The 14,846-nt window shown below is 37.0% G+C and carries 14 protein-coding genes; all 14 read right to left on the bottom strand.

Going from position 1 to position 14,846, the window contains the following annotated elements:
* Nucleotides 1–36 precede the first annotated feature (36 nt).
* Nucleotides 37–1,191 carry a thiolase family protein gene (locus tag AC1DFT_RS14705; protein WP_478159483.1) on the bottom strand — a complete coding sequence of 385 codons (1,155 nt, stop codon included), beginning with the start codon at nt 1,189–1,191 and terminating at the stop codon, nt 37–39.
* Between the two features lie 20 nt (nt 1,192–1,211).
* Nucleotides 1,212–1,643, bottom strand: coding sequence for a MaoC/PaaZ C-terminal domain-containing protein (locus AC1DFT_RS14700; RefSeq protein WP_478159482.1), 432 nt, complete (start codon nt 1,641–1,643; stop codon nt 1,212–1,214).
* A 48-nt stretch (nt 1,644–1,691) separates the two neighbouring features.
* Complete coding sequence (locus AC1DFT_RS14695) at nt 1,692–2,837, bottom strand: alpha-hydroxy-acid oxidizing protein (protein WP_478159481.1); 1,146 nt, start codon at nt 2,835–2,837, stop codon at nt 1,692–1,694.
* Between the two features lie 42 nt (nt 2,838–2,879).
* Complete coding sequence (locus AC1DFT_RS14690; protein ID WP_478159480.1) at nt 2,880–3,662, bottom strand: SDR family NAD(P)-dependent oxidoreductase; 783 nt, start codon at nt 3,660–3,662, stop codon at nt 2,880–2,882.
* Between the two features lie 27 nt (nt 3,663–3,689).
* Nucleotides 3,690–4,991: a TRAP transporter large permease gene (locus AC1DFT_RS14685; RefSeq protein ID WP_478159479.1), complete on the bottom strand. Its 1,302-nt coding sequence runs from the start codon at nt 4,989–4,991 to the stop codon at nt 3,690–3,692.
* Complete coding sequence (locus AC1DFT_RS14680) at nt 4,988–5,518, bottom strand: TRAP transporter small permease (protein WP_478159478.1); 531 nt, start codon at nt 5,516–5,518, stop codon at nt 4,988–4,990. The genes AC1DFT_RS14685 and AC1DFT_RS14680 overlap by 4 nt, the downstream gene beginning before the upstream one ends.
* Nucleotides 5,519–5,554: 36 nt before the next feature.
* Nucleotides 5,555–6,613, bottom strand: coding sequence for a TRAP transporter substrate-binding protein DctP (gene dctP, locus AC1DFT_RS14675; protein ID WP_478159477.1), 1,059 nt, complete (start codon nt 6,611–6,613; stop codon nt 5,555–5,557).
* A gap of 33 nt (nt 6,614–6,646) precedes the next feature.
* Nucleotides 6,647–8,005: an FAD-binding oxidoreductase gene (locus AC1DFT_RS14670; protein ID WP_478159515.1), complete on the bottom strand. Its 1,359-nt coding sequence runs from the start codon at nt 8,003–8,005 to the stop codon at nt 6,647–6,649.
* Nucleotides 8,006–8,028: 23 nt separating this feature from the next.
* On the bottom strand, nt 8,029–8,802 hold the full coding sequence (locus AC1DFT_RS14665; RefSeq protein WP_478159476.1) for a 2-keto-4-pentenoate hydratase: 774 nt from the start codon (nt 8,800–8,802) through the stop codon (nt 8,029–8,031).
* 36 nt (nt 8,803–8,838) lie between these two features.
* Nucleotides 8,839–9,816 (bottom strand): alpha-ketoacid dehydrogenase subunit beta, encoded by a 978-nt coding sequence (locus AC1DFT_RS14660; protein WP_478159475.1) that lies wholly within the window; start codon nt 9,814–9,816, stop codon nt 8,839–8,841.
* Entirely contained in the window at nt 9,809–10,915 is a 1,107-nt protein-coding gene (pdhA, locus tag AC1DFT_RS14655; RefSeq protein ID WP_478159474.1) for a pyruvate dehydrogenase (acetyl-transferring) E1 component subunit alpha, read from the bottom strand. Before pdhA ends, AC1DFT_RS14660 begins: the two co-directional genes overlap by 8 nt.
* 28 nt (nt 10,916–10,943) lie before the next feature.
* Nucleotides 10,944–12,185: a dihydrolipoamide acetyltransferase family protein gene (locus AC1DFT_RS14650; RefSeq protein WP_478159473.1), complete on the bottom strand. Its 1,242-nt coding sequence runs from the start codon at nt 12,183–12,185 to the stop codon at nt 10,944–10,946.
* Between the two features lie 57 nt (nt 12,186–12,242).
* Nucleotides 12,243–13,589: a branched-chain amino acid transport system II carrier protein gene (brnQ, locus tag AC1DFT_RS14645; protein WP_478159472.1), complete on the bottom strand. Its 1,347-nt coding sequence runs from the start codon at nt 13,587–13,589 to the stop codon at nt 12,243–12,245.
* A gap of 66 nt (nt 13,590–13,655) precedes the next feature.
* Nucleotides 13,656–14,795, bottom strand: coding sequence for a Glu/Leu/Phe/Val dehydrogenase dimerization domain-containing protein (locus tag AC1DFT_RS14640; protein ID WP_478159471.1), 1,140 nt, complete (start codon nt 14,793–14,795; stop codon nt 13,656–13,658).
* Between the last annotated feature and the right edge of the window lie 51 nt (nt 14,796–14,846).

The raw sequence follows: 14,846 nt of genomic DNA, 5'->3' as shown, positions 1-14,846 counted from the left end.
AATATTCTAATAATAAATTACAGAAACCTTTTAATACTATGCATCTAGTCTTTCGATTATTGTTGCATTTGCCATACCGTGACCCTCACACATCGTTTGGAGCCCATAACGTCCGCCAGTTCTTTCCAATTCATGTATCATCGTTATCATTAGACGACCACCGCTAGCTCCTAATGGATGCCCAAGTGCGATTGCACCACCATTTGGGTTTAATTTACTAGCATCTGCCCCGGTTTCTTTTAGCCATGCTATTGGTACAGAAGCAAAAGCTTCATTCACTTCAAAAATATCAATATCTTCGATTGATAATCCCGCTTTTTTAAGTACTTTTTCAGTTGCTGGAATAGGACCTGTTAACATTAATGTCGGATCTGACCCAACAACCGAACGAGCAAGTACACGGAATCTAGGTTTTAATCCAAGCTCTTCTGCTTTTTCTCGTGACATCAATAGAAGTGCAGACGCCCCATCACTTATTTGACTCGAGTTACCTGGAGTAATGTTTCCATTTTCTTTAAAAGAGGGTTTTAATCCCGCTAGTTTTTCTACAGAAGTATTATCCCTTGGCCCTTCATCATGCTTCAACACAGTCTTTGTACCATCTGGAAGTGTGACTTCTAATGGAACGATTTCCTTTTCAAAATAACCATTGTTTCTGGCTGAAACCGCCTTTTCATGACTTTTTAACGAAAAATCATCCATTTCTTCTCTACTAATATCCCACTTTTTAGCAATCAATTCTGCGGATAATCCTTGGTTAATCATGTCATATTTAGAAGTTAGCTCCTCACTAAATTCTACCCCTTGTGCATTTGAAAACATTGGTACCCTAGACATATTTTCTATTCCAGCAGCAATCACAACATCCATATCTCCACTAATAATTGCCTGTGCTGCAAAGTGGACCGCTTGCTGACTAGAACCGCATTGGCGATCAATTGTAATTCCAGGAACTTCTGTAGGGAAACCTGCGATTAGTGCAGCCTGTCTTCCTATATCTAAAGCCTGCTCTCCAACTTGCGACACACAGCCCATAATGACATCTTCTACTAATTCAGCAGAGATCCCAGCTCTCCTAACTACTTCAGCAAGTGCTTTAGCAGCTAAATCTTCTGATCGTATACCCGCCAATGCTCCATTTCTTTTTCCTAATGGAGTTCTAACCGCTTCTACAATAACTGCTTCTCTCATTTACATTTTCCTTTCTCTTTTCAGCTCGCTTTTATTAGCCCAACAATGGAAAAAGTTAATACCTCTTCTGCCTTTTGGTTACTGATAGCTATATCCCAAGTCACTAATCCCCGTTTACCATCAGATAGCTTCCTTTTCTTGGCAACTGTAAATTTGCCTATTAACTTATCATTCACTCTTACTGGAAGTTTCCATTTTACGTGCTCCATTTCTAGGCCGGCTATCGCATCAGAACCAATAATATCCAACCTTATCCATGCAGCCCAAATTGCTGAAAGTGTATGGAATCCAGAAGCGATTATCTCTTCAAAAGGAGTGCTTTTGGCCATTTCCTCATCTGTATGAAAATATTGAGGATCGTATTTCATTGCAAAATCAATAATCTCTTGTTTTGTCATTATAATTGCTTCAGTAGAGAAATTATCTCCAATAGAAAACTCATCGAATTTCAATGTATTTCCTCCATTACTACTGACTTGTTAGAAAGTTTCTATGCCATGCTATCTAACTAGTAAATATCGATCCAAATTAGCTATGGACTCATAGCCAGATAAAGCTAATGTAATATCTGTATCAGCGATTAAATTTTTGATTACTTGTTTCACCCCATCTTCTCCGGCTACAGCAAGTCCATATGCAAAGGGTCTTCCTACTAGTACTGCCGTTGCGCCAAGTGCAAATGCTTTTATAACATCAGCACCTGTTCGAATACCACTATCCATTAATACCGGGATATTACCTTCAACTACGTCACATATTTGGGGCAAAGCGTCTATTGCGGCAATTGCACCATCGATTTGCCGTCCTCCATGATTGGAAACAATAATTCCATCGGCACCATTTTCTAGAGCTAGTTTCGCATCTAAAGGGTTTAGTATACCTTTAATAATAATTGGTAGCTTTGTATGCTTTCTAAGAAAAGCGATATTATCCCATGTTAATGTAGGGTTTATTAATATACTTAAAAAATAATCTAAAGCCTCTTTTCTATCTTCTAGAGGGTCTCCTACTAATTTTGAACAAAAAACCGGATCTGCTAAGAAGTTTGCTAGTCCAATTCCTTGTTTGAAAGGGGAGTACCCATTTTCTAAGTCTTGCACTCTCCACCCCATTGTAATTTGATCAACTGTTAAGACAATTGCATTATATCCACTTTTTTCAGCACGTTTTAACAGACTAATCGTTACTTCATCATCTTTAATCCAATATAATTGGAACCACCTTGGTGCATCTCCCATCACATTTGCTATCTCTTCTAATGAAAAAGAAGTGAGTGTGCTTGCGATAAATGGGATTCCCATCTCTTTTGCAGCGCGAGCTGAGGCTAATTCTCCTTCTTCATGGAGAATAGATTGTACACCAATCGGTGCTAGTAAAAATGGTGTTTTATAAGTCTGATTGAACAACTCGACCGATAAATCACGATTTTCCACATTTCGAAGTACTCTAGGGCTTAATTTCCAATTATTAAAAGCTTCTAAATTTGCGCTGTAAGTTCTCCCAATCCCTCCACTACCTTTAAGATATGAATAGGGAGCAAAATCCATTTTTTCACGTGCAAGTCTTTCCCACTCGTCATAAGTAAAAGGTAGTGAGTTCTTGACTTCAACTCGATCATTTGACGAAACTAACCTTGCATTACTCATAAGTGTACGTCCCTTCCTAGTAGATTAGACATGCTTAAGAATCTATAAGACTCCTGCAGCCCCGCCGTCAATATTAAGCGATGTTCCCGAAATATAGGAAGCAGCTTCTGAAACTAGGAAAGTAATCACTTTTGCTGCTTCCTCCGTATCACCAATCCTACCAATTGGAATTTGATGTCTATCGTCCCGAATATATTCTTCATAAGTTAGTTCCGGAGCTGTATTTTTCCAAAACTTTTCTACTTGATCGCTCTTAATAAGACCAATGCAAACAGTATTCACTCTAATATTATCGGGACCAAGATCTTTACTCATTGCTTTAGTTAATGCCATACCAGCTGCTCGACTGACGGTAGTCGGTAATGAAGACGCAGGTGGTGTTTTAGCTATTGCCGCAGTTACATTTAAGATTGCCCCACCTCCATTTTCACGCATAAATGGAATCGCAAAACGTGAACAATGAATTGCCCCAAATAATTTCAAATCAAGATCATATTGCCAAAGCGAAGCATCTACTTCTTCAAATGGATTTGCAGAACTCGTTCCTGCATTATTAACTAAAATATCTAATCTCCCAAAATGATTAGCAGTTTGATTGACAATATTTTCACAATCTTTCTCTTGTGAAATATCACCTGCTACATGAAAAGGTTGGATCCCGGTGCGCTCATAAATATCTTTTGATGCTTCTATTAACGCTTCCTCATTTCTCCCACATATTGCAACTTTTGCACCTTCTTCTACCAATTGAAGTGCAGCCCCAAMTCCAATTCCCCTACTACCACCCGTTATTAATGCAACTTTATCCTTCAAACCTAAATCCATTTTCCATCACACCTCTTCTGCTTATATTTAGAACATCTTATTCGGTAAATAGAGTACAATGTTTGGAAAAATATATAGTAATGCCAGTAGAACTAATATTGGAATCAGGAATCGAAATGCACCTTTGAAAATAGTTCCTAAATCTAATTCCTTTACAACTCCATTCAAAACAAAGCAACTCATCCCTACTGGTGGTGTTATTAACCCCATTTCAATTACTAATACAACGACAATACCGAACCAAATTAAGTCAAAACCTAAGCTTTGAACAACTGGAAGTAAAATCGGTACAGTTATTACTACCATGGAAAGGGAATCCATAAATGCTCCTAAAATGATGTAAATAATGATAATGATGATAAAAATCATCCATTTGGACATATCAAGATCCGTTATAAATGATACAAGTGCCCCAGGTAAATGCGTAATAACCAACAAATGATTTAAGCTAAATGAACCAAGTACAATTGCAAACAAAAACCCAGTTGATTTTAACGTATTCACAAGTGAAATTTTACAATTTTCCCAACTCATTTTTCTTCTAACCGCTGCGATTAGAAAAGAGCCGAATGCACCAACTGCTGCAGCCTCTGTTGGACTAAATAATCCGATATACATTCCACCAATTACAACGATAAATAATCCTAATATCCAAATAGTGTATTTGAGTGAGCTAAATCTCTCTTTCCAACTACTAGACTCCCCCTTAGGAGCAAGTTTTGGATTCAGAGCAACCGAAATAACGATTGTCAAAATGAATAAAAGAGTTAAAAGTATTCCTGGAATAATACCGGCAATTAATAACTTCCCAATAGACTCACCAGTTAACATCCCATAAAGTATTAAAATAGTACTTGGGGGAATCAATATACCAAGCGTTCCACCGGCTACAATAGACCCTCCTGTTAACGCTTTATCATACCCAGCTTTTAACATTTCCTTTGCTGTAATCACTCCGATTGTCCCTGTTGTCGCAATACTAGAACCAGATGCTGCTGCAAAACCTGCAGAAGCACCGATTGTAGCGATTGCCATTCCCCCTCGAAAGTGACCGAACCATTTTCGAAATGTATAAAAGAGGTCATTGGTAACACCAGAAACAAAAAGGAATTCACCCATTAGGATAAACATCGGGATAGTTGATAATGCATAATTCGTACTCTGAGTCCAAAAAATGGATTCAATTGTTGTTGCTAAAGAAACACCACCTTTTAAATAGTAAATTCCAACAACAGCCGGCAGTACCATTGCTATCGCAATAGGCACTCTTAAAGCCATCAAAACAAACATACTTAGAACACCGATCACACCAATCATTTCAACGCTCATAGTTCATCCAACTCCTTAGACACCTGTAGATTAGTTGGAGAATTCTTTCCGAAGCTAATAACTGAAACTACTATTTTCAATATTGCTTCTAGCCCCCATAATAGTAGCCCAATACTAATTACAAACTTGAATGGATATTTCGGAATCGCTAATAAATCCGTTCTTGTCACAATGCCAGTTACCTCTTCCATAGCTGATTGAAAGAAAAACCAACTAAATAATAAACAGACAAAAAGAGTGAATACATTTGCAATAATATCCAACATATATTGAATTCTCACCGGAAAATGATCCACCAACAGCCCGATAGAAATGTGACCATTTTCCCTATGAGTATGAGCAAGTCCGAACATGATCGCCGTTACTAATGTAAGCTGGACAATTTCAACTGCTCCTATAAAGGTGATTCCTAAATATCGACAAACAACAGAAATAGTTGTAATAAGCATCATAACCATAATGACAGCCATACCAATCCATTTCGCAATGCCCGATAATATACCTATCGTATTTTCTAGAATCTTCATGTTCCCCCAACTTTCTATCGGAGTTTAAGTTGATCATTAATATGGAAGACTTAATCCTTCTTCCTCGATGAATTGTTGGAAATCTTTCATCATCGCTTCCCCATCAAATCCTTTTTCATTTGCTCCTTTTATCCAATCATCCCAAATTTCTTTGTTTTGTTTTTGAAAGGTTTGCAATTCTTCGTCCGTTAAGTCAATAATTTCTTTCCCCTTGAAATCGTCCTTCACTTTTATAGTAGAATCTGCGTAATGCTTTGYAAATAATTCTCCTAATTTTGGACCTAAACTATCTTTAAATACCGCTTGTAAATCCTCTGGGAGTAATGCAAGTTTTTCTTTATTGATTACTGCTATGAAAGGTAATGTTGAAATTGGCATTGTTGCGACATAGGGTGCCACTTCATGAAAATTCCAGTCCTTCCCTCCTACTAAAGAGAAAATAGCTGCATCCAGCGTCCCTTTTTGAAATGATTCATAAATGTCTGCCACTGGAATAGATACCGGTACCGCTCCCCAACTTTTTACAAGCTCAACTTGAGCAGCACTCGCTGTACGAACTTGTAAGCCTTTAATATCATCCACTGTTTTAATTTGATCGACACTCCAAAGCACAAAGGAATCTGCTAAACCAGCTCCTAAATATTCTACTTTCTCTTCTTTTTGATATTTTTCATAAAACTTCTTTAATACATTAAATCCAGCTTCATTTCCAGGAATAGCATATGGCAATGCAGCAATTGTGAAAGGATAAAGTTCCGAATCATTAAACAAAATTGGACTTACAAGCGTAATATCATATACTTGACCAACTATATCCTGCAACGCAGTATCCGCGGCACCTAACTGATTGGCATAATAATTCGTTATTGTTACGCGACCATCTGTTTCTTCGTCTACAAGTTTCGACCATTGCTCAAATACTGACTCAACCGCTGGGTCTGTAGTTGGGTGAAAGGTATTTAACGATAACTCAAATTGCTCTTCACTATCACCATTTGAACCACTTTCTGCATTAGCACTTTCATCCGCTTCGCCAGAAGAACAACCGACAATAAAAATTGTCAAAAGTAATAATAACCCTATTAACTTTTTCATATTTTTTAGCTCCCTCACACTTTTTTTGTATAATCAGAAAATTTTATCTGGATTTAAAATGTTATTTGGATCGAGAAGTTCTTTCATGCTAATCATAATATTTAGTGCTTCCCCATGTTCCTTACGCTGATACTTTTTCTTGCCTAATCCTACACCGTGTTCTCCGGTGCAGGTTCCACCGCAAGCTAAAGCATGATCTACTATTTGTTCATTAACCCCATTTGCTCGTTCCATATCGGATGAATTTTTTGGATCTATTACTAAACCTGCATGAAAATTTCCATCACCGATATGTCCTATAACTGTGCCAGCTAAACCTGATTCGTCTATAAATTTTCTACTAGACTCAATAGCATCTGATAGTTTCGATAATGGTACGCACACATCCGTAATCATCATTTTCTTTCCTGGATTATTGTGTAAATATGCATAAAAAAGATTATGTCTTGCCTCCCAAAGTTTTGCTCTTCCTAATGAATCGGATTYGAACTCGAATTCATAGCAACCGAATTCTCCAAAAGCTTCCTCTGTAAGTCTGATATCATTTTGTACGTTTTCCTTATGACCATGAAATTCAAGAAAAAGCGTCACATTTTCTGGATAATTAGTAGCAGTTGCAATATTCATTTGTTTAATAGAATAAGCATCTACTAAGTCAATTCTTGCAATAGGAATACCCATCGCAAGAAGTGAAACAGCCGCTTGTGTGGCACCTTGGACTGAAGGAAAAACGGCACGAGCCGCCATAATAGCTTCCGATATCCCATATACTCGAAGTGTAATTTCCGTGAATACTCCTAACGTTCCTTCCGAACCAACGAAAAGTTCTGTCAGATGATAGCCTGAAGATGACTTTTTGGATTTACCACCAGCACGAATAATTCGACCGTCCGCTAGAACTACTTCTAGTTCTCGTACATTTTCTTTCATATTTCCATATCTGACCGCTGTTGTACCACTTGCATTTGTGGATGTCATTCCACCAATACTTGCATCTGCACCTGGGTCAACTGGAAAAAATAATCCGTGCTTTCCCAATTCTTTATTTAATTGATTTCTTGTTACTCCTGGTTGAACACGAACTAATAGGTCTTCATGATTTATCTCCAATATTTGATTCATCAACTGAAAGTCAAGTGAGATTCCACCTTTTGTCGGAATCACTTGACCTTCCAACCCTGAACCTACTCCAAAAGGAACTACGGAAATCTGTCTTCTATTTGCTAGCTTCATAATAGAAGCAACCTCTACTGAATTAATTGGAAATATCACGGCATCTGGTAGGGATGGCGAATGAAATGATTCATCTTTGCTATGCTGATTAAGAATAGTTTCATTTATAGATACGCGTTCATGAGAAACAATCTGTTGTAAATCTTCAACAAGCTGTATTTTCAATGTCTCCATCTTCTTCCTTACTCCACTTTAAAAGTTAATTCTCCAACATCATCAAACTCGACTTTATAAGTTCCTTGCTGAAGCTTTTTAGGTACTGTGAAAGTACCTGAAGAAATAATCATTCCTTTTTTTAAGGATTTATTTTCTTCCGCAAGTTTTCCCGTTAGCCAACTAACAGCATTTAATGGATTTCCCAATACTTCGGAAGAATAGCCTTCATCTAACTTTTCTCCATTAAAATAAAGGCTTGCCTTAATTTGTTCTAAATCGATAGTGTTCGTAATTTCAACTGGGCTTCCCATGAGTATATAGCCGGTATACGTATTGTCTGCGATTGTATCTCCTAGCAATGTATCTTTAGCTGGTGGAAACCAGTTCTGGTATCTCGAACCTGGTATTTCTAGTCCCGCTGCTATTTTCGACTTTTGTTTTATTTCGCTTTGGTCTGCCCCTACAGATAAATCCTCGGTTAGGATAAATACAAGTTCAGGTTCTAGTAAAAAAGGAAAAGCCGCATCTAATGTAATAGAAGAATCTATTACACTATTAGTTGTAAATGTTCCATAAGCCGGAGAATTAGCTTTTCCAAGTCTTTGCATCTCTTCACTTGTCATACTGATTTTATAGCCAATTAAATCTTCTCCGTTTTCTTCTATCTTCAATTTTGTCAGGCAATCTTGAATCTTATAGGCTGTCGATTCATCAATCTCTATGTTTCTACTACTTAGTAAATCTATATGTTGTTTTTGTTTGTATGCTTGATAGAATTCGGATGCTAGTTCTTGAATCATCTTTTTATCACTCCAATTCTTGTCATTTTCTACGTATTAATATTTCATCACTTCTTCGATACCTTCTTGAAGTCTTCGTATGTTTGGGAGCCAGTCATCCTCCACTTGAGTTACTGGAAAAGGCGTATCATAACCCGTAATTCGAATAATTGGAGCTGCTAATGAGAAGAACGCTTTTTCACTTATATGTGCCGCAATCTCTCCACCAACTCCTCCTGTTTTTACCGCTTCATGAATAATAATTAAGCGCCCTGTTTTTTCTACAGATTGAATGATTGCCTCAAAATCAATTGGGTGAATCGTTCTTAAATCTATTACCTCCATACTTATTCCTTTGTTTTCGTATTCCACAGCTACTTTATGAACAAATGGAACATTAGCACCGTATGTAACTACAGTGATATCTTCGCCTTGTTTTACTACCTTTGCTTTCCCTAGTGGCACCGTGTAAGACTCTTCTGGTACCTCTTCTCTCGAAGATCTATATAGCTTCATCGGTTCAAGGAAAATTACCGGATTTTCATCCCTTATCGCTGAAATGAGCAGACCTTTCGCATCATAGGGATTAGAAGGGATAACGACTTTTAGACCTGGTGTATGTGCAAACAAAGCTTCTAAACTATCTGAATGCATTTCAGGTGTTCTTACTCCCCCACCGAAAGGACTTCGAATAACAATTGGAGCCGTAAATCTACCCGCTGAGCGGAAACGCATTCTCGCTGCTTGTGTACAAATTTGATCCATCGTTTCATAAATAAATCCAAGGAACTGAATTTCCGCAACTGGTCGCATATTATTTAAAGAAAGCCCAACCGAAGTCCCTACAATTCCAGACTCAGCAAGAGGTGTATCAATAACACGATTTTCCCCAAACTGTTCATATAGTCCATCCGTTGCCCTAAATACCCCTCCATTTTTTCCTATATCTTGCCCTAATAGCAAAACTCGATCATCACTTTCCATCTCTTGCTTTAATGCTTCTGTTATTGATTGAACCATTGTCAAATTAGCCATGCTCATTCTCCTTTTTAGCAAGAATTCTTTGTAATACTTCATTTTTTTGTTCCTGTAATATCGGATGAGATTGGTCATATACATAGTCAAAAACTTGGTCGATAGTAGTTGTCTTACTATCTTCTGCTTCTTTAATATCTGATAAAATTTGCTGATCAAATGCTTCTATTAAATTCTTTTTCTTTTCTTCCGTTAGCAAATTTCGCTTTTCTAAAAACTTTTCAAAACGCACTAGTGGATCTTTTTCAATCGTCCATTCACTAACTTCTTCCGCATTTCGATATTTCGTCGGGTCATCCGATGTAGTATGTGGACCTTGTCTATAGGTGACTGCTTCTATTAAAGTTGGACCTTCATTGTTTCTAGCCCGTTCTATCGCTTCTTTCGTCGCTTTATAAACAGCCAGTACATCGTTTCCGTCTACTCTAATTCCTTTCATGCCATAAGCTTCTGCCTTTTGCACAATCGTTTCACTACCAGATTGCTTATGAAAAGGAACACTAATAGCCCAATGATTATTTTGGCAAAAGAATACAATCGGTAGATTAAATACCGAAGCGAAGTTCATCCCTTCGTGGAAATCTCCCTGCGACGTAGCTCCATCTCCAAAATAGGCAATTGTAATATCTTTTTCATCTCTTAATTTGGAAGCCCATGCACAACCAGCTGCCTGTGGTATTTGACCCCCAATAATGATTTGTAAAGGAAGAACATTCACATTTTCAGGAGTTTTACTTCCTTCTAGATGCCCTTTTAAATACTTAACAATCTGTTGAATAGGAATTCCGTTCACAATGCATGCACCTAAATCTCGATAAGTAGGAAACATCCAATCTGTTTCCTTCAAAGCAATCGCACTACCAATTTGCGCAGCCTCTTGACCACTAAAAGGCGAATAGGTTCCAACTCGTCCCTGTCTTTGCATATTTAAAAGTCTTTTGTCCATTTGTCTTGCTTTAAGCATCCACTTATACATATTGAACAAACTAGCATCATCTAAATTCAAACTGGATATTTGTTGCTCATCCGCACTTCCGTCTAAATCGATCAATTGATAGTAATCTACATCCACTTCCTGTGCTTTTTGCAAACGAACCATCTCCTCTTCTATGCTTTTTTACAAAGCATCATTTAACTTCCAAAATTAACTTATGCGGGTTTTCAAGGATATCTTTAATGGAATTCATGAACTGACCTGCAATATCACCGTCTATCAACCGATGATCAAATGTTAAGGACATTCCCATCATATTTCGAATCACTATTTCTCCATTTACAACTGCCGGTTTCTCTTTAATCGAATGGATACCTAAAATTCCCACTTCCGGATGATTTAGTATTGGAGTAGCAAACCATCCTCCTTGTTTACCAGTACTGCTAATGGTAAAGGTGCCACCTTGAAGTTCTGCTGGACTTAATTTTTTATTTCTTGCTTTGTCAGTAAGCAAATCTAACTCCTGGGCAATTTCAAGCACCGATTTTTGGTCTGCATCTTTCAGTACAGGAACGATTAATCCATCTTCTGTTGCAGTTGCAATTCCGATATGATAATAATTTTTTAAAATGATTTTATCTCCCGCTGCGTTTATAGAAGCATTAAAATAAGGTTCCTTTTGTAAACTCTTCGTTACTGCTTTGATGATAAATKGAAGAAATGTTAACTTATTTCCTTGTGAAATTACATCTCCTTGTAAACTTTTTCTAAGCTCTACTAAGTTCGTCACATCTATCTCATCCATACCAGTAGCTTGGGGGGCAGTGTAAACGGATTGGGACATTTTTTCACTTATTTTCTTTCTCAATCCTTTTATAGGTATCTCCTTCTCAAGTTCCTCTAGTTTGTAATCGCTTACAATATTTTTATCCGTTTCTTTTATGGATCTTTCTGATTGACTTTCATTATTCTCACGACCAAATGCATATATATCTTCCTTTAGTATTCTTCCAGAAGGTCCCGTTCCTGTGACCTCTTCAATATCCACACCCATTTCTCTTGCCAATTTCCTTACGGTAGGAGCAGCTCGATTTCTTTTCTTTAATCCAGAAGGGTCTTTCTTTATGTCACTCGATGAATTTGGAATAGTAAACTCCATTTTTTCTTGCATCACTTCTTCTTTTTTACTATTTGCTTTGTCTTCTTCAAAAGTAATTAATACCTCCCCAACATTAATCACTTCACCTTCTTCCCCATTACGTGATTCGATTGTTCCTGAAATTGGGGATGTAATCTCAACAGTTGCTTTATCTGTCTGAATTTCAATAATCGTATCGTCGGCTTTAACTAGATCTCCGGGTTTTATAAACCATTTAACAATCTCCGCCTCATGCAAACCTTCTCCTATATCGGGCAATTTAAATTCGTAAGGCATAACATCACTCCTCATATATTGGAATTAATTAATATCTGATATATCAATTACAAAAAATTAAACATTTATTTTCATAGGTACTGGTTTTCTATTAAAAATAAAATGTAAAATTACTCCTACAAACAAGCCTACAAAGGCAGGCACTACCCAACCCATACTAAATTCATAAAGTGGTAGCTTTGATAGAAGCTTTTCTATTGGTGCTAATACAATACCGGCTGCTTTTACTCCTTCAAACACACTTACGAAAAAAGTAAAGATTATAGTCGTAATATATACAATGCTCGATTGCCCAAACAATTTATCGATAAATGAAAGTAAAACGAGGACAATTGCTAAAGGGTAAACTATCATTAAAACCGGAAGAGCAATGGAGATTAAATTAGTTAAACCTACATTTGCTACAAGTGCTCCTGCTACTGAAAAAAAATATACAAACGCCTTATAAGAAACTCTTGGAAATATCCGATTAAAGAATTGAGAAATAACTAACACTAAACCAATCGATGTCGTTAAACACGCTAGAATAATGATCAATGCAAGGATATAGGCTCCTCCTTGCCCAAATAAAAGTTGAGCAGAAAGCGCTAAAATAGCACCACCATTGTCTTGAAATCCAATTGCTGATGTACTTGTTGCTCCAATATAACTTAACGAAATATAGACAAATGATAAGCCAATTGCGATAATACTACCCGTTATTAATGTTGAACGAACGATTTCTTTTCTTTCCGTAATTCCTTCATCACGGTACAAGTTAACGATGAAAATTCCTAAAATTAATGCAGCTAAAACATCCATTGTTAAATAACCTTGAACAAAGCTCGAAAAGAAAGTGCTTTCTCCATAGACTCCCTGTGCAGTTTCTAAAATACCTATCGGAGTAAGAACACTTTTAATCGTAAATAATGCGATAATAATTAGGAGAATTGGTGTTAGAAATTTCCCCATCCTGTCTACAATTTTGGACGGATTCAGTGCTAAAAAAAGGGTAATTCCAAAAAAGACGATACTAAATATAGTTAAGGGCCATTCTCTTGCAGAAAATGATTCGGATAAAAACGGATAAATTCCAATCTCATATGAAACAGTTGCCGTTCTTGGTATACCGAAAAACGGTCCAAGCATTGTATAGATTAGTATGGCAAAAACAATGCTAAAAACAGGATGAACACGGTTACCAAGTTCTTGTAAATCTCCTACTCTTGCAATAGTTACAATTGCAAGAAAGGGCAAGCCAACAGCAGCAAGCAAAAATCCTATTATTGCTATGAAAAGTTTTTCCCCTGCCATTTGTCCAAGTAACGGTGGAAAGATTACATTGCCAGCACCTAGGAACATTGCAAATAGCATTAAACCTATTACTAGATTCTTTTTCAGCGATAATTTATTCCCTTGATTCATTAGCTTTTCTCCTTATTAAAAATAAATTTTTCATAGGAATACTACACTATTAATGTTTTAGTAAATTTAAGAATGAGGAACTAATTCTTTACTTTTATTAATAAGTAATGCTGCATCCCTCGGAGTTATATTATCCTCTTTCGATTTATTTAATATTAAGGAAGTACTGCGTGATACTTTTTCACTTAAAAACGAAAAGATTGAATTGGTATCCGGTGCTACTCCTTTATATAAAATTGCACCAAATAGACCTGCTCCTGCGCTATTTGCAATAAAATCTGGCACTACAAGGATACCTTTTTCGTAAAGCAATTGCTCAGCATCCTTTGTAATCGGTATATTAGCGCCTTCTACAATAATCTTCGCTTTTACTTCTGATACATTTCCAGTATGTATCGCATCTGCAATAGCTGCCGGAATTAACACATCCACTTCATTTTTCAACCAATAAAATCCATCCTCCAGCTTATATGTAGAAGGTAATTTGGATCTATCAATATTTCCTTTCGTATCCTTGGCCCGTAACAACAGCGGAATATCTAATCCTTTATCGCAGAAAACGGTTCCATGAATGTCCGACACGGCAATAATATTGGCACCTTCTGCGAAAAGATATTTTGCAGTACTTGCCCCGACACTTCCAAATCCTTGGATAGCTACTTTTGCATTCTCAATATTCACATCTATCCATTCAATTGCTTTTTTAGCCGCCGCTGCAACGCCTAATCCTGTCACTACATCTGTTATTGGCATACCATCGACTGTTAAATTAAGTGCGGTACTAATGTTTTTTTGAATTACTTCTTTGTTTTCTATCGAGTTAAGAAATGCATCCACTCCAGTATTTAAACCAAGTGACTGAACAATATTAGTAATTTCTTCTTTTGTAGTGCCCATATCCTCACTTGCTCCCCATGTATGAAGAAGTAACGGTTTATGTGCTTCCAAAAATCTACTCAGTACTTCATAACTATCAGAAGCAGCTGGAGAATAATCTATACCTGCTTTTGCGCCCCCAAGAGGTACATCCAAACCCGCAAGTTTAAGCGTCATCGTATGAGAAAGTCGTTGCACTTCTTCCTTCGTCACTCCTTTTCTCATTCGGATTCCTCCACCAGCTACTCCACCAACAACTTTATCTATTGATAAATAACCCTTTGCCCCTGTTACAGAATCCGTCCATTCTGTTACTAAGTATGTTTCCATTTTATTTCCCCCTTTTCATTTTTAATATCTGATATATCAATTAACCGAAAA

It is taken from the genome of Psychrobacillus sp. 05T411 (assembly GCF_056396485.1).
The sequence above is the reverse complement of the archived record's forward strand: the minus strand, read 5'-3'. Positions and strand labels throughout refer to the sequence as shown.

Excerpts from the sequence above, each read along its gene's own strand:
- AC1DFT_RS14705 (WP_478159483.1), bottom strand. The coding sequence starts at position 1,191 with ATGAGAGAAGCAGTTATTGTAGAAGCGGTTAGAACTCCATTAGGAAAA.
- AC1DFT_RS14695 (WP_478159481.1), bottom strand. The coding sequence starts at position 2,837 with ATGAGTAATGCAAGGTTAGTTTCGTCAAATGATCGAGTTGAAGTCAAG.
- AC1DFT_RS14685 (WP_478159479.1), bottom strand. The coding sequence starts at position 4,991 with ATGAGCGTTGAAATGATTGGTGTGATCGGTGTTCTAAGTATGTTTGTT.
- AC1DFT_RS14680 (WP_478159478.1), bottom strand. The coding sequence starts at position 5,518 with ATGAAGATTCTAGAAAATACGATAGGTATATTATCGGGCATTGCGAAA.
- AC1DFT_RS14665 (WP_478159476.1), bottom strand. The coding sequence starts at position 8,802 with ATGATTCAAGAACTAGCATCCGAATTCTATCAAGCATACAAACAAAAA.
- AC1DFT_RS14660 (WP_478159475.1), bottom strand. The coding sequence starts at position 9,816 with ATGGCTAATTTGACAATGGTTCAATCAATAACAGAAGCATTAAAGCAA.
- pdhA (WP_478159474.1), bottom strand. The coding sequence starts at position 10,915 with ATGGTTCGTTTGCAAAAAGCACAGGAAGTGGATGTAGATTACTATCAA.
- brnQ (WP_478159472.1), bottom strand. The coding sequence starts at position 13,589 with ATGAATCAAGGGAATAAATTATCGCTGAAAAAGAATCTAGTAATAGGT.
- AC1DFT_RS14640 (WP_478159471.1), bottom strand. The coding sequence starts at position 14,795 with ATGGAAACATACTTAGTAACAGAATGGACGGATTCTGTAACAGGGGCA.